This window comes from uncultured Bifidobacterium sp. (assembly GCF_959020155.1).
Taxonomy (GTDB): domain Bacteria; phylum Actinomycetota; class Actinomycetes; order Actinomycetales; family Bifidobacteriaceae; genus Bifidobacterium.
Map to the genome: position 1 here is coordinate 1 of NZ_CAUERC010000019.1, position 21,333 is coordinate 21,333.

Annotated in this window: 15 protein-coding genes and 2 tRNA genes; 13 read left to right on the forward strand and 4 right to left on the reverse strand. The window is 59.4% G+C overall.

Annotation, left to right across the window (positions count from 1 at the left end; all coding sequences use genetic code 11):
• The 5 genes from Q5H31_RS05885 to pyk form a co-directional block, all read left to right on the forward strand.
• A partial coding sequence (locus Q5H31_RS05885; protein WP_302457594.1) for a S1 RNA-binding domain-containing protein occupies positions 1 to 590 on the forward strand: 590 nt, incomplete at its 5' end.
• A 173-nt stretch (positions 591 to 763) separates the two neighbouring features.
• On the forward strand, positions 764 to 1,381 hold the full coding sequence (gene coaE / locus Q5H31_RS05890) for a dephospho-CoA kinase (RefSeq protein WP_007055464.1): 618 nt from the start codon (positions 764 to 766) through the stop codon (positions 1,379 to 1,381).
• Positions 1,382 to 1,392: 11 nt separating this feature from the next.
• Positions 1,393 to 3,504: an excinuclease ABC subunit UvrB gene (uvrB, locus tag Q5H31_RS05895; protein ID WP_302457595.1), complete on the forward strand. Its 2,112-nt coding sequence runs from the start codon at positions 1,393 to 1,395 to the stop codon at positions 3,502 to 3,504.
• A 168-nt stretch (positions 3,505 to 3,672) separates the two neighbouring features.
• Complete coding sequence (locus tag Q5H31_RS05900; RefSeq protein ID WP_007051920.1) at positions 3,673 to 4,659, forward strand: TerC family protein; 987 nt, start codon at positions 3,673 to 3,675, stop codon at positions 4,657 to 4,659.
• 167 nt (positions 4,660 to 4,826) lie between these two features.
• Positions 4,827 to 6,269 carry a pyruvate kinase gene (gene pyk / locus Q5H31_RS05905; RefSeq protein WP_007055467.1) on the forward strand — a complete coding sequence of 481 codons (1,443 nt, stop codon included), beginning with the start codon at positions 4,827 to 4,829 and terminating at the stop codon, positions 6,267 to 6,269.
• Positions 6,270 to 6,416: 147 nt separating this feature from the next.
• Here the strand turns inward: pyk and Q5H31_RS05910 are convergent, their stop codons facing one another.
• Positions 6,417 to 7,016 carry an NUDIX hydrolase gene (locus Q5H31_RS05910; protein WP_007051922.1) on the reverse strand — a complete coding sequence of 200 codons (600 nt, stop codon included), beginning with the start codon at positions 7,014 to 7,016 and terminating at the stop codon, positions 6,417 to 6,419.
• Between the two features lie 203 nt (positions 7,017 to 7,219).
• Here Q5H31_RS05910 and Q5H31_RS05915 point away from each other — a divergent pair.
• From Q5H31_RS05915 to Q5H31_RS05950, 8 genes are all read left to right on the forward strand, one after another.
• Positions 7,220 to 7,293, forward strand: a tRNA-Leu gene (locus Q5H31_RS05915).
• A gap of 67 nt (positions 7,294 to 7,360) precedes the next feature.
• Positions 7,361 to 8,146 carry an ANTAR domain-containing response regulator gene (locus Q5H31_RS05920; RefSeq protein ID WP_060868264.1) on the forward strand — a complete coding sequence of 262 codons (786 nt, stop codon included), beginning with the start codon at positions 7,361 to 7,363 and terminating at the stop codon, positions 8,144 to 8,146.
• Between the two features lie 45 nt (positions 8,147 to 8,191).
• Positions 8,192 to 11,059, forward strand: coding sequence for a DNA polymerase I (polA, locus tag Q5H31_RS05925; protein ID WP_007053474.1), 2,868 nt, complete (start codon positions 8,192 to 8,194; stop codon positions 11,057 to 11,059).
• Positions 11,060 to 11,228: 169 nt separating this feature from the next.
• Entirely contained in the window at positions 11,229 to 12,149 is a 921-nt protein-coding gene (locus tag Q5H31_RS05930) for a Nif3-like dinuclear metal center hexameric protein (RefSeq protein WP_007052015.1), read from the forward strand.
• Positions 12,150 to 12,194: 45 nt separating this feature from the next.
• Positions 12,195 to 12,869: an NUDIX hydrolase gene (locus Q5H31_RS05935; RefSeq protein WP_007052016.1), complete on the forward strand. Its 675-nt coding sequence runs from the start codon at positions 12,195 to 12,197 to the stop codon at positions 12,867 to 12,869.
• 74 nt (positions 12,870 to 12,943) lie between these two features.
• On the forward strand, positions 12,944 to 15,064 hold the full coding sequence (glgX, locus tag Q5H31_RS05940; protein ID WP_302457599.1) for a glycogen debranching protein GlgX: 2,121 nt from the start codon (positions 12,944 to 12,946) through the stop codon (positions 15,062 to 15,064).
• Positions 15,065 to 15,549: 485 nt separating this feature from the next.
• Entirely contained in the window at positions 15,550 to 16,035 is a 486-nt protein-coding gene (locus tag Q5H31_RS05945) for a zinc ribbon domain-containing protein (RefSeq protein ID WP_007055472.1), read from the forward strand.
• 3 nt (positions 16,036 to 16,038) lie between these two features.
• On the forward strand, positions 16,039 to 16,689 hold the full coding sequence (locus Q5H31_RS05950; RefSeq protein WP_007052019.1) for a GyrI-like domain-containing protein: 651 nt from the start codon (positions 16,039 to 16,041) through the stop codon (positions 16,687 to 16,689).
• 169 nt (positions 16,690 to 16,858) lie between these two features.
• Here Q5H31_RS05950 and Q5H31_RS05955 read toward each other — a convergent pair whose 3' ends face one another.
• From Q5H31_RS05955 to Q5H31_RS05965, 3 genes are all read right to left on the reverse strand, one after another.
• Positions 16,859 to 17,413, reverse strand: coding sequence for a DNA-3-methyladenine glycosylase I (locus Q5H31_RS05955; protein WP_007052021.1), 555 nt, complete (start codon positions 17,411 to 17,413; stop codon positions 16,859 to 16,861).
• Between the two features lie 467 nt (positions 17,414 to 17,880).
• A tRNA-Pro gene (locus tag Q5H31_RS05960) sits at positions 17,881 to 17,954 on the reverse strand.
• A gap of 271 nt (positions 17,955 to 18,225) precedes the next feature.
• On the reverse strand, positions 18,226 to 21,297 hold the full coding sequence (locus Q5H31_RS05965) for a glycoside hydrolase family 2 TIM barrel-domain containing protein (protein ID WP_007052022.1): 3,072 nt from the start codon (positions 21,295 to 21,297) through the stop codon (positions 18,226 to 18,228).
• Positions 21,298 to 21,333: the final 36 nt, after the last annotated feature.

Sequence of the window (21,333 nt, forward strand, 5' to 3'; positions counted from 1 at the left end):
TCGTCAAGGGCAAGGTCACCAAGATCGTCCAGTTCGGTGTCTTCATCTCCGTCGAGGACGGCATCGAGGGCCTGGTGCACATCTCCGAGCTTGCCAACCGTCACGTCGAGAACCCGGAGACCGTGGTCAAGCCGGGCGAGACCGTGTTCGTCAAGGTGATCGACGTCGACCTCGATCGTCGCCGCATCTCCCTGTCCCTCAAGCAGGCCAACGACTCCGTTGATCCGGCTTCCGAGGACTTCGATCCGGCTCTGTACGGCATGCCGGCAGAGTACGACGAGCAGGGCAACTACAAGTACCCCGAAGGCTTCGACCCGAACACCAACGAGTGGATCGCTGGTTACGAGAAGCAGCGCGAGGAGTGGGAGTCTCAGTACGCCGCCGCTCACGAGCTGTGGGAGGAGCACAAGGAGTTCGTGGCCAAGGAGCTGGAGAACGCTGCCGAATCCGCAGCCGCCGACGGCCAGGGCCCGAAGGAAGAGAAGCCGGTCGAGGAGACCTCCAACTACTCTTCCGCTGCTCCGACTACCGGTACCCTCGCCGACTCCGATCAGCTCGCCGCCCTGCGCGACCAGCTGCTCGGCAAGTGAGTTTGCCGCGAAGCTAGCGCTTAGCGTGTAAAGAAACCCGGTCCGATTGGGCCGGGTTTCTTGTGTTTTTGGAGTTATCCGCCAATGACTCCCCTCAGTCTCGCTACGCGAGCCGGCTCCCCTCCCTGAGGGGAGCTGTCGGCGATAACCGGCCGAGGGGAGCGCCAGCTATCATGGGCACCATGATGCGAATAGGACTGACCGGCGGCATCGCCGCGGGCAAAAGTACGGTGGCGGCGCGACTCAAGCAACTCGGCGCGTTGCATATCGACTACGATGCGCTGGCGCATCAGATCGTCGAACCCGGGGGAGTGGCGCTGCCACAGATCGTCGCCGAGTTCGGTCCTGATGCATTGCTCGCCGATGGCACTATGAACCGGCCATGGATTGCCGATCATGTCTTCGGCGCGAACGCCGCGCCGGGCGCACGTGAACGGCTCGACGCCATCGAGCACCCATTGATCTATGCCGAGGCGGCGCGACTGGAGCATGAGCACCCCGAGGCAGCCATCATCATTCACGACATTCCACTGCTCGCCGAGGTCATTGACGATATTCCATTCGCCTTTGACCATATCGTCACGGTCGAAGCTCCCGTGTGCATGCGGCTCGACCGTATGGTCGAGGAACGCGGCATGAGCCTGGAACAGGCCGAGGCCCGCATCCGCCACCAATCCAGTGAGGAGGAGCGGCGGGCCATAGCCGATATCGTCATCGACTCCACCCATCCATTGCCCGAGATGCTGGCCCAAGTGGGTGAGATATACGCAGGATGGTGCGCAGGTCGCTAAGATGAGGCCCTATGGGATTCAATATCGAGCGCGCGGACAAGCCTTTCGTCGTCAAATCGCCATATAAGCCATCCGGCGACCAGCCGCAGGCCATCGCCGAACTGGCCGAACGCATCGAAAACGGCGAGAATGATGTGGTTCTTATGGGTGCCACCGGTACCGGCAAAACCGCAACCACCGCCTGGCTGATCGAAAAGCTGCAGCGACCGACCCTGATTATCGAGCCCAACAAGACGCTCGCCGCGCAGCTATGCGCCGAATTCCGCGAACTCATGCCGGACAACGCCGTGAGCTACTTCGTGAGCTACTACGACTACTACCAGCCCGAGGCATACATCCCGCAGACCGACACCTATATAGAAAAGGACTCCAACATCAACGACGATGTGGAGCGCCTGCGCCACCAAGCCACCGCAAACCTGCTGACCCGCCGCGACTGCGTGGTTGTGGCCACCGTCTCCTGCATCTACGGCTTGGGCACGCCGGAAGAATACGCCGGTCGCATGCTCTTCCTCAAAGTCGGGCAGGAAATCAACCGCGACGACCTGCTGCGCCAATTCGTGGCCATGCAGTACAAGCGCAACGACATTGCCTTCACGCGCGGCACCTTCCGCGTGCGCGGCGATACGGTCGAAATCATCCCCGTCTACGAGGAACTGGCCGTGCGCATCGAATTCTTCGGCGACGAGATCGACCGCATCTCCACGCTGCACCCGCTGACCGGCGACGAGATCGACGAGGAAAACGAAGTCCACATCTTCCCGGCCTCCCATTATGTGGTCGGCCCCGAACGCATGGAACGGGCGCTCAAAACCATTCGCGAGGAACTCGACGAACGCCTGGCAGAACTGCGCAAACAAGGCAAGGAGCTGGAAGCGCAGCGCCTCAACATGCGCACCACCTACGATCTGGAAATGCTCACCCAAGTTGGCGTGTGCTCAGGCGTCGAAAACTATTCGCGCCACTTTGACGGCCGCGCCGCTGGCACCCCGCCGCACACGCTGCTCGACTTCTTCCCTGACGACTTCCTGCTGGTCATCGACGAATCACACGTCACTGTGCCGCAGATCGGTGCCATGTACGAGGGCGATGCCTCCCGCAAGCGCACGCTGGTCGAACACGGCTTCCGCCTGCCCTCCGCGATGGACAACCGACCACTCAAATGGCCGGAATTCCTGCAGCGCGTCGGCCAGACCGTGTACCTGTCCGCCACGCCAGGCGACTATGAGATGGGACTGTCCGATGGGGTGGTCGAACAGATTATCCGCCCAACCGGTCTGCTGGACCCGAAGATCGACGTACGCCCGGTCAAGGGGCAGATCGACGATCTGCTCGCCGAGATCAAGGCCCGTGTGGCCAAGAACGAGCGCGCGCTGGTCACCACTCTGACCAAGAAGATGGCCGAGGACTTGACCGACTATCTGCTGGAACGCGGCATCAAGGTCGAATACCTGCATTCTGATGTGGATACGTTGCGCCGCGTCGAACTGCTGCGCATGTTGCGCGAAGGCAAGATCGATGTGATTGTCGGTATCAACCTGCTGCGTGAGGGCCTCGATTTGCCGGAAGTATCGCTGGTGGCGATTCTTGACGCCGACAAGGAAGGATTCCTGCGCTCCTATCGTTCGCTCATCCAGACCATCGGACGTGCGGCCCGAAACGTGTCCGGCACGGTGATCATGTACGCCGACGAGACCACCGAAGCCATGCGGCAAGCCATCGACGAGACTGACCGTCGCCGCGCCAAGCAGATTGCCTACAACCAGGAGCATGGCATCGATCCCAAGCCCCTGATCAAGAAGATCAGCGACGTCAACGACATGCTCGCCAAGGAGGATGTGGACACCCAGACCTTGCTTGAAGGTGGCTACCGCAACGCGGGCAAGGCCGGCAACACGCACCTGGGCGTGCCGGTACTCGATCCCAACGAGGCAGACAAACGCCACGAGGAGATCCTGAAGGCCGGCCTGCCCGCGCAGGACCTCGCCGACCTGATTCGCCAACTGAGCGAACAGATGCACACCGCCGCCGAACAACTCCAGTTCGAACTTGCGGCCCGTCTGCGCGACGAGATCCGAGACCTCAAAAAAGAACTCCGTCAAATGACGGAAGCCAACAAGTAACCAAATTCCCATACCCGAGGCGGGCAGTCAGGGGATGCGTTGTCGACCGTAAAGACTTGGCCTGAGCGGCCCGGAGCGTGTCGAACAACACATCCCCTGACTGCCTGGCGATCAGCGCTACCGGAACGGCCCCAAAACCGTCACATACATAAGTTAGTGTAGGGAATCATGGCAGAAACCCCACTCGCATTTGAAATCATCACCTTCGTGGTGCTCGCGTTGTTCTTTATCGTCGACCTGTTCGTCATCGGGCGTCGACCGCATGTGCCCTCCACCAAGGAATGCGTGCAGCATATCGCCTTCTTCGTGGTTATGGCGCTGATCTTCGGCGGATGCATCTGGTTCTTCGCCGGCTCCAAGCCCGCCATCGAGTTCTATTCCGGCTGGCTCACCGAATACTCGTTGTCCATCGACAACCTATTCGTGTTCGTCATTATCATGTCGAACTTCGCGGTGCCCAAGCAGATTCAGAAGTATGTGCTGTCCATCGGCATCACCATTGCTTTGATTTTCCGTGGCATTTTCATTCTGATCGGCGCGGCCCTGATCTCCCGCTTCACGTGGGTGTTCTTCCTGTTCGGTGCCTTCCTGATCTACACCGCCGTCAAACTGGTGCTCGGCGGCGATGAAGATGAGGAATATCACGAGAACGGCATCATCCGTAATCTGCGCAAGATCATCAAGATTACCGACGACTACGACGGCGAGAAGCTGCGCACCACCAAGAACGGCGTGCGTTACTGGACCCCGATGCTCATCGTGTTCCTGACCATCGGCACCACCGACGTCATGTTCGCTTTCGACTCGATTCCCGCGATCTTCGGCCTGACCAAGGATCCGTTCCTGGTGTTCACCTCCAACGTGTTCGCACTGCTCGGCCTGCAGCAGCTGTACTTCCTGCTGGGTGCTCTGCTCGACAAGCTCGTCTACCTGCCTGCCGGCCTGTCCGTGGTGCTGGGCTTCATCGGCGTCAAGCTCATCATGGAGGCCCTGCACGGCAATACCTTGCCGTTCATCAACGGCGGCGAAGGCGTCCATTGGGTGCCGGAGGTGCCCACATGGCTGTCGCTGGCTGTGATTGTGCTCGCAATTGGCGGCGCATCCGTGGCTTCCGTGATCAAGATGAAGAGCATGGAAAGCGCTGAAAAGGCCTGAAATCGTTAGAGAATACAACCCTTAAACCCAGTCAACACAACAATGTGAGCGCTCACAACACACCGTGAAGAAAACTTGTCATGAGTCGGCTCGCGCTAGTAGACTGGGTTCCGGCAAATGGGGCAATCGCGCCTCGAACCAAATTGAACAAGAATAGGCAGGCATTCATGCGTAAAGCCAAGATCGTAGACACCATCGGTCCTTCCACCGAGGATTACGACAACCTCCTGAAGCTCGTTGAAGCTGGTATGGACGTTGCTCGTCTGAACCGCTCCCACGGCACCCCCGAGGATCACCTCAAGGTCTACAACAACGTGCGCAAGGCCAGCGAAGCCACTGGTCGCAACGTTGCCGCGCTCGTTGATTTGCAGGGCCCGAAGATTCGCTGCGGTTGGTTCAAGAAGAACGCCGATGGCGAAGACAAGGTTCAGCTGCAGCTCGGCCAGGAATTCGTCATCACCACTGATGACGTCGAGGGCGACGAGCACATCACCTCCACCACCTTCAAGGGCCTGCCGGGCGATTGCCACCCGGGCGACCCGATCCTGATCGATGACGGCAAGGTCCGTCTTGAGGTCACCAAGGTCGAGGGCAACAACGTGTACACCAAGGTCGTCGTGGCCGGTCCTGTGTCCTCCCACAAGGGCATCAACCTGCCGGGCGTCGCCGTCTCCCTGCCGGCTCTGACCGAGAAGGATGAGGCCGACCTGCGTTGGGCCATCCGCACCGGCGCCGACATCATCGCCATGTCCTTCGTGCGTTTCGCCACCGACATCGACCGCGCCCACGAGATCATGGACGAGGAAGGCCGTCGCATCCCGATCATTGCCAAGATCGAGAAGCCGCAGGCTCTGGAGAACCTCGAAGAGATCGTCAAGACCTTCGACGGCGTCATGGCCGCCCGTGGCGACATGGCCGTTGAGTGCCCGCTGGAAGAGGTCCCGCTGGCCACTAAGCGCATCATCGAGCTGGCTCGCCAGTACGCCAAGCCGGTCATCGTGGCTACCGAAGTCCTCGGCTCCATGGTGAACTCCCCGGTTCCGACTCGTGCAGAGGCTTCCGACTGCGCCAACGCCATCCTCGACGGCTCCGACGCCACCATGACCTCCAACGAGACCGCCGTTGGTAAGTACCCGGATGTGACCGTGGCCACCATGGCCCGTATCTCCGGCTACGCCACTGACCACGGCTTCGACCGTATCCCGGAGCTCAAGAACCTTGACATGTCCTCCACCGGCGCTGTCTCCTCCGCCGCTGTGGACCTGGCCGACAAGCTCAACGCCAAGGCCATCGTTGCTTACACCCAGACCGGTGCCACCGTGCACCGCGTCTCCCGTGAGCGTCCGGCCGCCCCGATCTACGGCCTGACCAGCAACGAGCACACCTACCACTGGCTGGCTCTGTCCTGGGGCACCGAAGCCTTCCTGCTCAAGGAGGACTACCACGACAAGTCCCGCAAGGATCTCATGGTCTACACGGACAAGGTCCTCAAGGATGCTGGCAAGGTTGCTGACGGCGACAAGATCGTCATCCTGAGCTCTGCTCAGGGCGATCACCAGCCGGGCCGCACTGACTCCATCTACGTGCACACCGTTGGCGCTTGCGACTGATTTCAGGCTTCTGGTAGCTGCTGACAGCTAGCATATAGCACACGAAAGCCCCCATCCAAAGTGGATGGGGGCTTTCGTTATCTGTTATGTTGCGATTGTGTGGTGATTGCAATGGCCCACAGTCACCGCGGTGATCGAGCGTGGCGATCAGTCGTTGAGATGATCGAGCGTGCCGCTCTTCAGGCGCAAAATGGCGACCATGGTCTTGGCATCCACAATCGTGCCATTGACCACCATCTCATAGGCATCGTCCACCGACACCATACGCACGTCGGAACGCGGAGTCTCCGGGCCGATTTCCTGACGGGAAGCCGGGGTTAGACCGGTGGCGAAGAAGATTGCGGTGTGCTGGGTGGAATAGCTCGGCGTGTTCATAAAACGGGTGAACTGCGTAAGCTTGGTGGCGTCGAAGCCGGCCTCTTCGGCCAGCTTGCGCTTAGCTACATCGGTCGGGCGTTCGGACGGGTTGTTGGCGTGACCGGCCGGAATCTCCAACGTCCAACGATGGTTGGCGATGCGATACTGCTCGACCAGCGGAATCATGCCATCATCGGTGACGGCCAGCACAGCCACAGTGTCGCCATTGTTCTCCTGAACAAAGTAGCGTTCAAACGAACCGATTTGATTCGACTCATAGGAGACGTGATCGACATTGAAATAATGCGTCTCCACAATCTGTCTACGGGAAATCTCCTTGACCGGAGAGGGGCGCCAGGGATCGAACTGACGGTAAGTTTCGTTGCTCATAAGCCCTCCTAACAAAAGCGATACATCGAAACTACAGCCCATTGTAAGCGGTGAAACCACGCAGGAGAACGGGCAACACACGGGTACGCCGTCCGCGATATCGACGTGTTTCGCCTGTTTTACCGGGGGAATGGAGGATTGGCGCGTGTCTTGTGTCGCAAGAGTCGAATTGGTATGCTACTCTCTTCAGAGTGCTTTGGCACGCCCTCGTATCCCAATTGGTAGAGGAAGCAGCCTCAAAATCTGCGCAGTGTGGGTTCGAGTCCCACCGAGGGCACTTTAGTTAGGAGTTCGCTGAAATTATTGCGAACCCCATTGTTGGGTAATTCAAGAAAGAGGTTGGCATGGCTGCAAGGAAGAAGTCCGAAGAACCGAGTATCAACATCGATGAGGTGCTGACCGACGAAGAGCTCAAGGCCGTGGCCAATGAAAGCGAACCTGCTGAGCGCAAGGCCAAGTCCGAGGACGGTCCGCGTACCGTTGTCGTGGCCGAGGACGAAGCCGTGAACCGCATGGATCTGGTCGCCATGCTGGAAGACAACGGTTATGAGGTCGTTGGTCAGGCCGCCAACGGCGAGGAAGCCGTGGAACTGACCCGCAAGTACCGCCCTGATGTGGTGTGCATGGATGTCAAGATGCCGCGTATGGACGGCATCACCGCTGCCGGCATTATCTGCGATGAAAACATCGCCCCCGTCGTCATGCTCACCGCATTCTCCCAGACCGATCTGGTGAAGAAGGCCACCGGCGCTGGCGCCATGGCATACGTCACCAAGCCGTACGAGGAATCCAAGCTACTGCCGACCCTCGAGGTGGCCATGGGCCGTTTCGCCGAGATCAACGATTTGCTGGACAACGTGGAGCGTAGCGAACGCAAGCTCAAGGAAACCACCGACCAGCTCAGGGAAACCGAAGAGAAGCTCAAGAAGGCCGAAGACACGCTTGAGGAGCGCAAGCTCGTCGACCGCGCCAAGGGTCTGCTGATGGACAAGGCGGACTTCTCCGAGCAGGGTGCCTTCCGTTGGATTCAGAAGACCTCCATGGACCAGCGCATCCCCAAGAAGCGCCTGGCTCAGGCCATCATCGCCAAGTACGGCGATCCGAAGCCTTCTGATTCGGGCGAACGCTGATTATCGGCGTCGCCGTGCTGAGTCGTAAAGCAACACAAACACACTATGGGAGAGGCCAGCGTGACCGTACCCACCAATGAAACATTGCTGGTGGTGGACGGCCACTCGCTGGCCTTCCGTGCATTTTTCGCCCTGCCGGTCGACAACTTCAGTACCTCCAGCGGCCAGGCCACCAACGCCGTCTGGGGTTTTGCCACCATGCTCGCGCAGGTGATCGATGCGGAGAAGCCCGACCATCTGGGCGTCGCCTTCGATGTGAAGGGCGGCACATTCCGCAATGAGATGCTTCCGCAATACAAAGGCACCCGTGAGGCGGCTCCCGAAGAGCTGCTCACCCAGCTGCCATTGATTCAACGCATGCTCACGGCCCTCGGCGTCACCTACATCGAGAAGCCGGGATTCGAGGGCGACGATGTGATCGCCACCCTCGCCACCATGGGAGACAAGGCCGGCTACCACACACTGGTATTGTCCGGAGACCGAGACGCCTTCCAGCTGGTGGATGACAACGTCACCGTGTTGTACCCGGGTCATCACTTCAAAGACCTGAAGCATATGACGCCGCAGTCCATCATCGACAAATACAAAGTCACTCCCGCACAATATCCGGATCTGGCGGCACTCCGAGGCGAAACCGCCGACAATATTCCCGGTGTGCCCGGTGTAGGCGACGGCTTTGCGGCCAAGTGGATTAACCAATTCGGTTCCCTCGACGGCATTTGCGAGCATGCCGATGAAATCGGCGGCAAAAAAGGCGAATCACTGCGGGCCAATATCGACCAGGTCAAACTCAATCGCAAAGTCAACGCACTGGTACGAGACGTCGATCTAGGCGTCGATATCGAGGATCTGACATTCGGCACCGTGGACGTGGCACAGATCGACGCCCTGTTCAAGGAGCTTGAATTCGGACCTCGCACCAAGAGTCGTGTACTGAAAACCTTCAATACCGGGGCCAAGGCATCCAACACATCCGGAGCTGGCGAGTCTACGAATAATGAGCAGAACGAGCAGGATAGCAGCCTCGATCTGAACCTGCCGGAACCCACGAGCATCACTGCTCCGGAGCAGTTCGACGAATGGGTCAAGGCCCATCGCGTCGAAGTCAAGGTTCCCGGTGAAATCGCCGATTTCACGGTTTCCGACTATGGCGATGGCTCGCAGCGGCATGCCATCTGCGGCGACGCGGTCGGCCACGCTTGGACCGTGGCCGCATGGGGCGACGAAAGGCCGGGGCGTGCCACGGCACAAGCCATTGCCGTGGCCACGGCAACATCAGCGGCCATAGTGCCCCTTCCAATCACCGATACCCTGCGAGCACAGCTTGCGCGGTTCCTGAAAAGCGAACACTCCCGCACCATCGTGCATGGGTATAAAGAATTGCTGCATCTTTTGGGCGCGGTCGATCTTGACATGGACCTGCCGATGTTCGACACCAAGCTTGCCGGGTATCTGGCCCAACCGGATTTCCATGCCGATAGCCTCAAGCAGGCGGCCGAGCACTTCCTCGACATCCACTTCACCGAAACCGAACAGCCTTCGCAAGGCACGTTGGACTTCGACGACGATCAGGTCGAAGAAGATCCGAACGAACATCGTCTGCGTGATTTGGCCATTATCCGCAGCCTCGCCGTCACGCTCGGGCCGATTATCGACGAGCGTGAACAATGCTGGCTGATGCGCGCGATTGAACTTCCTGTTTCCCGCGTGCTGCACGGCATGGAGCACACAGGAGCCAAAGTCGATAGCGTTCGACTCGTCTCCATGCGTGACCAGTTTGCCGCCGAGGCTCGCCAAGCGCAGGAAATGGCTTGGGAGTATGCCGGCACCGAAATCAACCTGCAAAGCCCCAAGCAGCTGCAGAAGGTGCTGTTCGAAGATATGGGTTTGAAACCCACCAAACGCACCAAGTCCGGCTCATACACCACGAATGCGGCCGCATTGCAGGATCTGTATGTCAAATCAGTGGACAATGAGCGGGCCAACGGTTTCCTCGGAGCGTTGCTGCGCCATCGCGAGATCAACAAGCTCAAGCAGATCGTCCAAACGCTGATCGATGCCACCAACACATCAGATGAGCGCATCCACACCACTTTCGAGCAAACCGTTGCCGCCACCGGCCGATTGAGCTCCGTGGATCCGAACCTGCAGAACATCCCCAATCGGAACGCCGCCGGCCGTGAGATTCGTGGCGTGTTCGTGCCGGGGGAGGGGTACGAGGCCCTGATGAGCTGCGATTACTCACAGGTCGAGCTGCGCATTATGGCTGATCTGTCCGATGATGAGGCGCTGATCGAAGCGTTCCGCTCCGGAGCCGACTTCCACAAATACGTGGCCTCGATGGTCTACAAGCTGCCGGTCGACCAGATCACCGGCGACCAGCGCAGCCACGTAAAAGCCATGAGCTACGGATTGGCCTATGGTCTGAGCACGTATGGTCTTGCCCAGCAACTCAAGATCGCGCCACGTGAAGCGGAAGCGTTGAAAAACCGGTATTTCGATACCTTTGGCAAGGTGCACGATTACCTTGAATCGCTGGTGGCCAATGCCCGAGAGAAGGGGTATACGGAAACCATTTTCGGACGACGTCGCTACTTCCCGGCCCTGCATTCGACCAATCGTGTTGCGCGTGAGGCCGCTGAACGTGCGGCACTCAACGCACCGATTCAGGGATCCGCCGCCGACATCATGAAGATTGCGATGATTCGCGCCGAGCAGACCTTGGCCGAGGCTCACGTCAAGAGCCGTATCATTCTGCAGATTCACGATGAACTGGTAGTGGAAATCGCGCCGGGAGAAGGCGACCAGGTCACCGAACTGGTGCGCAACGCCATGGAACACGCCGTCGACCTTGCCGTGCCGCTGGACGTATCGTGCGGCATCGGTTCCGACTGGCAACTCGCTGCACACTGACAATTTCTAGCTCCCCTCGGGTGAGGGGGCTGAGCCGTTGAGCAAACAGTCCAGTGGATTGTTTGTAGGCGAAGGCGAGCCGATAGTCGAGCAATGAAGAGCACGAGCATGGCTTGTCCGCAATTGCAGAATGAGTCCCTTGCAGCAATAGCCCACTACAATGGGACATATGCCGAATCTCAAGCAAGTCATCGACGTTCTCGAGACCCTGTACCCATTGCGCTACGCCGAGGAATGGGATGAGCCGGGCCTCATTGTCGGCGATCTGAGTCACGACGTGCACCGCATCGTGTTCGCCGCCGACCCGACCTCCGCCATCATTGACAAGGCCATCGCTACTGGCGCGGACCTGCTCATCACCCATCACCCGTTGTTCTTCCGTTCCGTACACGAGACGAGCGGACTCGGTTTCCGGGGCGACATCGTCCGCAGACTCTACCAGCACGGCTGCGGGCTGTGGGTAGGGCACACTAATGCCGACGCTGCGTATCGCGGCGTGGGACAGGCGGCGGCCGACTACTTCGGACTCATCGACCAGAAACCACTCGTGCCGATTGACGATGCAAACGCCTCTCATCCGGTCGGCTTGGGGCGTGTGGGTCGTTTGCCGAAGCCTGTTGCCCTGAAGGATTTCGCTCAGCGAGTATTCGACGAAGTGTCCGATCATGGCATGACCAGCGCGCTCGGCATCCAGGTATGCGGCGATTCGGACACTTTTGTTCAGTATGTGGCCATTCTGCCTGGCTCCGGGGACTCCCTGTTCAACGAGGTACGTGCCACCGGTGCGGACGTGTACGTAACCAGCGATTTGCGTCACCACCCGGTGACCGACGCCATCGAACAAGCCCGGTATGAAGCCCGTATGAGGTCCCAAGGCATCATGCTCGGCCATGGAATGGCGGGGGAGAGCCATGTGCGTCCCTGCTTCATCAACACCCCTCATGCCGCCATCGAATCCATGTGGTTCAACTACGCGATCGATGACGTGCCAGCCGCCATCGAACAAGCGACCGGAGCAAGGCCTGAAGTCGAGTGGTTCCACGACACGACCGATCCATGGACGCTGTCCATTACCGCGCATCGAGATTAAGACGCTATAGTAACGTGGCAAAAACGTTTTTTCCGAGGAGATGACATGTCTGGCGGAAGCAAGCAGGAACAACTGGAGCATCGGCTCGACCATAAGCTGAACGCCTCCTCGGACGGCATCGACATGGACGTGCCCGCCAAAGTGATCAGTAGCGAAACCGTTTATACCGGGCGCATCTTCCACGTGGACGACATGCGCATCGCTCTGACCGACAAGCAGGGCAAGGAACACGAGATCGGCCGCCAGGTGCTGCGTCACGCCCCCTGTGTGGTCATGCTCGTGCACGACATGTCCACCGACCGTTACCTCATCGAACGCGAATACCGTGCCGGATCGGACATGTTCGCCTACGGGCTTCCCGCCGGTCTCATGGACGAGGGCGAGGACATCATGGACGCGGCCCTGAGGGAACTGGCCGAGGAAACCGGCGTGGTGCCGGACCGTGACACCATGGGTGTTGACTTCGTGGGCGATTTCTACTCGTCCGAAGGCATGACCGACGAACTGGCCCACATCATGGTGTTGCATTTGGGCCCGTTCAGGCGGGAGCAGCGCCATTTCGACGCGGACGAGCACGTGGAATCCGCGTGGATTCCGTGGAGCGACCTTGCCGCCACGCGCATCACCTCATCCAATTCGATGATCGCCATCCAGCATGAGGCGTTACGCAGACTCATCGCCAGGAACTCCGACAAAGATAAGCCGTCGCTGTTCTCCTGACGTTCAACTCCCCGGCACATCACTGACACAAAAAAAGTGGGATACTGAAAACTATGCAGATCAGACCTGGATCAATGTATCCGCTGGGCGCCAGCTATGACGGCGCCGGTGTGAACTTCGCGCTGTACTCACAGGTTGCGCAGAAAGTCGAACTATGCCTGTTCGACGAGCACGATGTGGAAACACGCATCGAAATGACCGAACGGAACTCGTACGTATGGCATAACTACATTCCCGGCCTCCATCCTGGCCAGCGTTACGGCTACCGCGTCTACGGTCCCTATGACCCGGTGCACGGCCTCAGATGCAACCCCAACAAACTGCTGCTTGACCCGTATGCCAAGGCCATTGAAGGTAATATCGACGGCGACGAAAGCCTGTTCTCATACTGGTTCAAGAGCCCGGACGACAACTCGGCGATGAACGACCTTGACTCGGCCGCCCACACCATGAAGTCGGCCGTCATCAACCCCTACTTCGATTGGGGCAACGACCAGCATCCGTACATCTCGTACCACGATTCGGTGATCTACGAGGCGCACGTGCGCGGCATGACCAACCTCAACATGGACGTGCCGCCGGACATCCGCGGCACCTACGCCGGCCTGGCCTATCCGAGCGTCATCGAATACCTGAAGAAGCTCGGCATCACCGCCATCGAACTCATGCCGATCCACCAGTTCGTCAACGACTCCTTCCTGCAGGAGAAGGGCCTGTCGAACTACTGGGGCTACAACACCATCGGCTTCTTCGCGCCGCACAACGCCTACTCCTCCTCCGGGGAACGCGGCGAGCAGGTCAACGAATTCAAGTCCATGGTCAAGGCCTACCATCGCGCCGGCATGGAAGTCATCCTCGACGTGGTGTACAACCACACCGCCGAAGGCAACCATATGGGCCCCACCCTGAGCTTCAAGGGCATCGACAACGCCTCCTACTACCGACTGGTGGAAGGCGACCAGCAGCACTACTTCGACACCACCGGCACTGGCAACTCGCTGCTCATGCGCTCGCCGCACGCGCTGCAGTTGATTACCGATTCGCTGCGCTACTGGGTTACCGAAATGCACGTCGACGGCTTCCGCTTCGATCTGGCCGCCACGCTGGCACGCCAGTTCCAGGAGGTCGACAAGCTGTCCGCGTTCTTCGACATCGTGGAGCAGGACCCGATCATCTCGCGCGTGAAGCTGATTGCCGAACCGTGGGATCTGGGCTCCGGCGGCTATCAGGTGGGCGGCTTCCCGTCCAGCTGGTCCGAATGGAATGGCCGCTACCGCGACACCGTGCGCGACTTCTGGCGCTCGCAGCCCTCCACGTTGCCCGAATTCGCCTCGCGCTTGATGGGCAGCTCCGACCTGTATCAGGTCAACGGCCGTCGACCGGTGGCGTCCGTGAACTTTATCACCGCGCATGACGGTTTCACGATGAACGACCTGGTCAGCTACAACGAAAAGCACAACGAAGCCAATGGCGAGGGCAATCGCGACGGCGAGAGCAACAATCGCTCTTGGAATTGCGGCGTTGAAGGCCCGACCAATATTCCGGACGTCAACGACTTGCGTCAGCGTCAGATGCGCAACATGTTCGCCACGTTGCTGTTCAGCCAGGGTATCCCGATGATTTGCGGTGGCGACGAAGTGGCCCGCACCCAGCAGGGCAACAACAACGCCTACTGTCAGGACAACGAGATCTCCTGGACCAACTGGCATCTTGACAAGGGACGCAAGGAACTGCTCGCCTTCGTTTCCAAACTCATTCATCTGCGTTTGGATCATCCGGTGTTGCACCGCCGTCGCTTCTTCACAGGCCGTGAGCCCGGCGACGATTCGAACATGATTCCGCAGGTCGAATGGTTCGACCACACCGGCTCGATCATGGATATGGACGACTGGCAGAACACGCATGCGTTCTCCATGATGATCTATCTGAACGGTTCGGATATTCCGGAGGTCGACTGGTACGGCAACCGGATGGTCGACAATGACTTCATCCTGATCTTCAACGCGCATTACGAGCCGATTATGTTCACCCTGCCGGATGAGCGATACGGCCGCAAATGGCAGCTGGTCGTGGATACGCACAACCCGGATGAGCCGGAACTGAGCTATGAGGCGGGCTTCATGATCACCGCCCAGTCCCGCAGCTTCCTCATGCTCATGAGCGCCAAAAAGCCCAAGAAGCCCATGGGCCTATAACCAGACCGAATTTAAGCTCCCTCTGACGAGGGAGCTCCCGGTGTAGCCGGGTGAGGGAGAGACCGCAGCAAAGCCGCGAACCCCTACTCGCGCCCCTTACGCTCCTCCACGAGCCGAGCATCCCCGAACGCAAGTAGATGCTCGCCGGCAAGCGGGCGCGGCTGGTCGAGCAGCTCGCGGAAATCCAGGATTCCATCGACTTCATCGACGCCAAACAGCGCTTCTACGACGACGTCCTGTCTGGCGCAACCCCATACGTAAGCGTGCTCATCCCATCCGCGGCGCTCGCAAAGGAGTCAGAGGAACCGGGAGAATTGAAGGGGTGGAGAGGAAATAGGTTCGACCGAGCTGTTTCTTCCTCCGGGATACAAGCGCGAACAACGGTTTGTTGTACCCGCGCTTGGCGAACGGGACATGCCCTTAGACTGGAATCAGCAAGCGCACAGCGAGACGCGCGAATCGTTTTCCGATGTCGGGAGGTAGTCATGTCGATCGGTCAGGTTATCAAAGTCGTGCGCGAGGAGCGAGGTCTTACGCAGTCGCAGTTCGCGCACGAGCTGTTCGTCACCCAACAGGCGCTTTCCCGCTGGGAGAAGGGAACGGCAGAGCCGAGCATCGACATGATTCGGCTTATCAGCACCCGTTTTGAGGTGCCGATGGCGAGGCTTATGGAAATGCCGGACAATGGTTTTTGCCAAAGTTGTGCCATGCCGTTTTACCGCCCGGAAGATCACGGCACCGAACCGGATGGAACGCGAAACGGAGATTATTGCAACTACTGCTATGAAGACGGCGTTTTTCTTCAGGCCTATGCCAATAGCGATGAATTGGTCGCCGCGTGTGCGCCGATGATGGCGGAATCCTGCCATATCAGCGTCGAACAGGCCGAGGACTGCATGTCGGCGCTGTTGCCAAACCTCAAGCGGTGGCGGCGTCAGGATGAGATCGATGCGGTGGCGGAGGGGAAATGAGCGATGGCATTCGACTATAAAAAGGAATATAAGGACCTGTATCAGCCGAAGAGGATGCCCGCCATCGTCACGGTGCCGGCGATGCGGTTCGTCGCGGTGGACGGTGTAGGAGATCCGAACGAAGAAGGCGGCGACTACGCCAAGGCGATGCAACTGCTGTACGGCATTTCGTTCACCATCAAAATGAACAAGAAGTCAAATAATCCGGACGAGCACATTGACGGGTACTTCGACTACACCGTGCCTCCGCTGGAGGGCTTATGGAGCATGGAGAAGGGTGTGCCCGGCGTCGATTACACGCGTAAAACCGACTTCTATTGGACTTCGATGATTCGTCTGCCGGAATTCGTGACCGATGAGGTCTTTGCGTGGGCCAAGGCATCGTTTGCCTCCAAGCATCCCGAAGTCGACATCAATCGTGCATATCTCTTCGACTTCGATGAAGGCGTGGTCGCGCAGGTCATGCACAAAGGCCCGTACGACGACGAGCCCGCAACCGTGACGATTCTGGACGGCTACGCGCGTTCGCAAGGCTACGGGCTCGACTTCTCCGACGCCCGCCGCCATCACGAGATCTACCTATCCGACCCGCGCCGAGCCAAACCGGAAAATCTCAAAACCATTATCCGTCATCCGGTAGTGAAGGTGGGTTGACTTTCGGCGAACTGCTCGAAGCGCTCACCGCGCAGTAGCGTGAACAATCTGCCGGAATCCTTACCGGGGTCAAAGAGCGCTACCAAGAACTCGATAAGCAAAATAACTAGAAGCACGGGTTCCTCTCGGAGAGATTCTGCCCGAGCGACCTTATAAATCCTTGCGCGGGTCACCTTTCCCTGTGCAGGAAGCATCCAGGCTCATGTGCATTGATGACGCCGATGGATTGCAGATAGGCGTAGACGATGGTGGTGCCGATGAATCGCATGCCGTACGTCTTGAGATCCACTGCGATGGCGTCGGACAGAGGGGATGTAGTCATGCCTGTCTCGTAGATGACGTGACGGCCGGTGAACCGCCAAATATAGTCGTCGAAACTGCCGTACGACGTCTGGATATCCCGGAATGCGTTGGCATTACCGACCGTCGCGACGATTTTGCGACGGTTGCGGATGATGCCCGGATCGTTCATGAGTTCGGCGATCTTGTTCTCGTCATAGCGCCGGATCCGTTCGATGTCGAACCCATCGAACGCCTGACGGAAACGCTTGCGTTTGTTCAGTATCGTCTCCCATGACAGTCCGGCTTGGAAGGTCTCGAGCACCAGCATCTCAAAGAGGTGGTGGTCATCATGCGACGGAACCGCCCATTCGGCATCGTGATAGGCAACATAGACGGGATTGCTGAGATTGCACCAGCCGCAGCGTGGTCTTATATCGTCCATGTGCTCTCCCTATGGGTCGTTGGAGACGGTCGGTTCTAGATGTTGATTCGATGTGTGATCTAGTATAAACGGTGTGTTCGGATAGCGGTCTGGATGTGCGGATTGTCTGAACCATATTTGCCGGATTGCAGGTATAAAGGGGTTAGTTACTGCGGTTGCGGGTATTTCGGTACTAGTTAGGGGTGATTCTGGGCTGTAACTCGACACCTTTTACCTGCAACCCACTCCCGCCCACGGGATTGCACAATCGGTTGCAGGTATTTTGGTGTCATTTGAGATTGGGAAGCGGAAATCGATGTCGCATGGAATCGAACTGACTAGCAGGTTGGGGTCCCAACATCACAAAAGTCCCTTATACCGCAAGGCCATATAGGTTCTACGGTCATCGGATAAAACCGGATAAATCGTTTAGCGGTCGGATAAAAGAAGAAGCCCAGAATCGTTGAGATTCCAGGCTTTTTTGTTTGTCGGGCTAGCGGGATTTGAACCCACGACATCCTGCTCCCAAAGCAGGCGCGCTACCAAACTGCGCTATAGCCCGATGCGCCATTAAGGCACAATGAATCATTGTAAACGACGCTGGATACATTGCGTGTCGAGCATGTGAATTCAAAAGGTTCTGGATTCTCTTGATAGCTTATGAGTGACATCTTTATTCATTGATGCTCTACAACGACTAGGTTTGGATCTGCATCGATATCCGGCGCATCCGCTGGACTAACAAGGACCGTGCAAACGATGTGGCCCCCGACTTCCTGCGAGGAAGTCGGGGGCCACATCGTTTGCACGGTGGACTATCGGATCAATTCTGATCAGATCAGCTCGAGGTCGACATCGAGGCTGATCGGCTTGTCCGCCGGGATATGGTACTGGGGGTGCACCGGCGACATCCAGGAATCATCGCCGCCAACGCCCATCTGTGCGGCAAGGACGCGCAGGAACATGTGCTTCGGCTTCGGCAGCTCGTCCTGGTGCTGAGCCTCCTCAAGCATGAAGCTGGAGTACGGCAACAGGCTTACCGCGAACGGCGCGGCACCATCGGCGCGGCTGACGCGCATGCCGTGGCCGTGATCGTCGGTAATCTCGGCCCAACGCACATCCTCATGGTTGCCCGTCTCCTGCGGCATGAGGTACGGCGCATGATCCGCGAAAGCGTTGGTGCTCCACACGCCGAGCTTGGCGTGTTTGCGGTCCAGGTACGTCTCCGCCGGGCCGGTGCCGAAGAACCTCAGGTTCGTGTACTGCACAGGCAGCGTCCATTCGATGCCGAACGCCGGGATGGTGGGCAGGTCACCCTGCTCTCCAGGGTATTCGACGTGCAGGTTCACGCGGCCATCGGTGTGGGCCGTGTAGGAGACGGTCACCTTGGTGCGCTGCGCGGTGGCGAGCTCATACGTGTACGTGCCCTTGAGCGTGCTGTCGTCGATCTGCTCGAGCACGTTGTCCACGCAGCGGGCGTAGCGGCCGGCGCCCAGCCACTGGACGCGCTCGAAACCGTGACCGGCGCCGCGATCGTTGTCGGTCAGCGGACGGAAGGTGGTGATTGCGGGACGGCGCAGCACGAACTCGTTGCCGGCGAAGGTATAGGAGACCATGCCGCCCTGGGTGCGCGACAGCAGGACCTCGCGTCCGGCGCCTCGCACGCCGGCGTTCCAACGGCCCACGGTGATGGTCCCATCGGCCGGCTTCGTGTCGGGCGTCGCGGTGGCGTCCGCGGGCACCACGGTCTGTCCGAAGGCGAGCTCGTAGCCGCTTTCGGCCCAATCGGTCGCCTTGGCGAGACGCTGCGAAACCTGCAGCACCAGTTCGCGGGCGTCGGCGCGGTACGCCGCCACCGGCCATGCGACATCGAACGTGCGGGTCTCACCGGCGGGCACGTCGAAACGCCGGGTGGACTGCCAGACCGGCTTGCCGTCGGCGAGAACGCTCAGGACGAACACGTAGTCGCCGGTGGCGGTGAACAGGTTGTCGTTCTTGACGGACACCGAGTCCTTCGTCACGTCGATGTGGACGTTCGAGTACAGCTGCTTGACTTCCTGGGCCTTGGGGGAAGGCTTGCGGTCGGCGAACAGCAGGCCGTCGCCGGAGAACTCGTAGTCGGACGGACGGTCGCCGAAGTCTCCGCCGTAGCGCAGGCTCCTGGTGCCGTCGGGCTGGGTGGCGTAGATGGCCTGGTCGATGAAGTCCCAGATGAAGCCGCCCTGATACTTCGGGTAGCGTTCGAGCGCCGTGTATTCGTCCATGTTGCCCACGGAGTTGCCCATGGCGTGCATGTATTCGCAGGAGAGGTACGGCTTCTTCGGGTCGTCCTTCAGGTACTTCTCGATCTCGTCGGCATGCGAGTACATACGGGTCTCGATGTCGGTGACGTCATCGTAGTCACGGTTGTGGGTCACGCCCTCGTAGTGCACCGGACGGTTCGGGTCGATGTCGTGCACGTGCTTGTACATGGCGCGGAACACGTCGCCCACGTAGGATTCGTTGCCCAGTGACCAGATCAGCACGCTCGGGTGGTTGTAGTCGCGACGCATCATGCTGTTGACGCGGTCGACGCAGGCGCCTTCCCATTCGCGCTTGCTACCCGGCACGATGGTGTCCTCGGTGAGGACGTCTCCGGGCAGGGACCAGCTGCCGTGGGCTTCGAGGTTGGCTTCGTCGATCAGGTAGATGCCGTACTCGTCGCACAGTTCGTACCAGCGTTCCTGGTTCGGGTAGTGCGAGGTGCGGATGGAGTTGATGTTGTGGCGCTTGCAGAAGACCACGTCATCGATCATGTCCTGCTCGGTGATGGCGCGGCCCCGTTCGGCGTCGAACTCGTGGCGGTCGGCGCCCTTGAACACGATGCGCTTGCCGTTGATGGTCAGGATGCCGTCCTCGATGCGGAAGCGGCGGAAACCGACCTTCTGGGACGTGCATTCGATGACGTCGCCCGCCTGGTCGATGACGTCGACGTCAAGCTCGTACAGCGTCGGGCTTTCGGCGCTCCAAGGGGCGATGCCCTGCAGCGGCCCGCTGGAGATCGCGGTCTGCGCCTCCGCGTCGCCCGTCGTCTGCCACACCGTGTTGCCGTCGGCGTCCTTCAGGGTCGCGCGGACCGTGGCCGCGTCGGCCGCGTTGAGCACGGTCAGCGCGGCATCGAGGGAGGCGGTGCCGGCCTCGGGATCCCAATCGGCTTCGATCTGCGTGTTCTCGATGTGCACATGCGGGCGGGCGGCGAGTTCGACGGAGCGGAACAGGCCGTGCAGACGCCAGAAGTCCTGATCCTCAAGCCAGGAGGCGCTGGAGTATTCGTAGCAGGCGACGGCCACGACGTTCTCCCCGTCGTGCAGCAGTTCGGTGATGTCGAACTCATTGGGCGTGAAGCCGTCCTCGCCATAGCCGACGAACGCGCCGTTGACCCACACGTAGATCGCCGTGGCCATGCCGTGGAACACGATCGACACCGATCCGCCGGCCTGCTTGGCGTTTGCCACGGGGGCGGAGACGGTGAACTTCCTGCGGTAGAGCGCGACGTGATTGTTCTCCGGGATGTTCGGTTCCAACGGGTTCTCGTGGCCGTCCCACGGATACTGGACGTTCACGTACTTGTGGTTCATCAGACCGGCCGTCTGCAGGTGGCCCGGAACCTGGATACGCTCGAACGAGGAGTCGTCGAACGACTCGGCCGTCGCGGGTTCCTCTTCGAGGTTGATGTCGGCGGCCTGAACGACCTCGACCCGCCACTCGCCGTCAAGGCTCTGCTTGAGATCGGACCATTGTCCGCTCTGGGGGTCGCGGGCGTACCACTTGTGGCTGGAATGGGCCGGAGTCCGGTTCACCTCGAACACCGTCGGGTCGGTCAGCCAAGCCTGCGATGCGCGATCGACATGTGTGACGTCTGTCATGCTCTCCTGCTTTCTGTCATTACCTCGTTGTGAATG

Excerpts from the sequence above, each read along its gene's own strand:
- Q5H31_RS05935 (WP_007052016.1), top strand. The coding sequence starts at position 12,195 with ATGTCTGGCGGAAGCAAGCAGGAACAACTGGAGCATCGGCTCGACCAT.
- Q5H31_RS05965 (WP_007052022.1), bottom strand. The coding sequence starts at position 21,297 with ATGACAGACGTCACACATGTCGATCGCGCATCGCAGGCTTGGCTGACC.
- Q5H31_RS05950 (WP_007052019.1), top strand. The coding sequence starts at position 16,039 with ATGGCATTCGACTATAAAAAGGAATATAAGGACCTGTATCAGCCGAAG.
- Q5H31_RS05900 (WP_007051920.1), top strand. The coding sequence starts at position 3,673 with ATGGCAGAAACCCCACTCGCATTTGAAATCATCACCTTCGTGGTGCTC.
- pyk (WP_007055467.1), top strand. The coding sequence starts at position 4,827 with ATGCGTAAAGCCAAGATCGTAGACACCATCGGTCCTTCCACCGAGGAT.
- polA (WP_007053474.1), top strand. The coding sequence starts at position 8,192 with ATGGGAGAGGCCAGCGTGACCGTACCCACCAATGAAACATTGCTGGTG.
- Q5H31_RS05955 (WP_007052021.1), bottom strand. The coding sequence starts at position 17,413 with ATGGACGATATAAGACCACGCTGCGGCTGGTGCAATCTCAGCAATCCC.
- uvrB (WP_302457595.1), top strand. The coding sequence starts at position 1,393 with ATGGGATTCAATATCGAGCGCGCGGACAAGCCTTTCGTCGTCAAATCG.
- Q5H31_RS05920 (WP_060868264.1), top strand. The coding sequence starts at position 7,361 with ATGGCTGCAAGGAAGAAGTCCGAAGAACCGAGTATCAACATCGATGAG.
- coaE (WP_007055464.1), top strand. The coding sequence starts at position 764 with ATGGGCACCATGATGCGAATAGGACTGACCGGCGGCATCGCCGCGGGC.
- Q5H31_RS05910 (WP_007051922.1), bottom strand. The coding sequence starts at position 7,016 with ATGAGCAACGAAACTTACCGTCAGTTCGATCCCTGGCGCCCCTCTCCG.
- Q5H31_RS05930 (WP_007052015.1), top strand. The coding sequence starts at position 11,229 with ATGCCGAATCTCAAGCAAGTCATCGACGTTCTCGAGACCCTGTACCCA.
- glgX (WP_302457599.1), top strand. The coding sequence starts at position 12,944 with ATGTATCCGCTGGGCGCCAGCTATGACGGCGCCGGTGTGAACTTCGCG.
- Q5H31_RS05945 (WP_007055472.1), top strand. The coding sequence starts at position 15,550 with ATGTCGATCGGTCAGGTTATCAAAGTCGTGCGCGAGGAGCGAGGTCTT.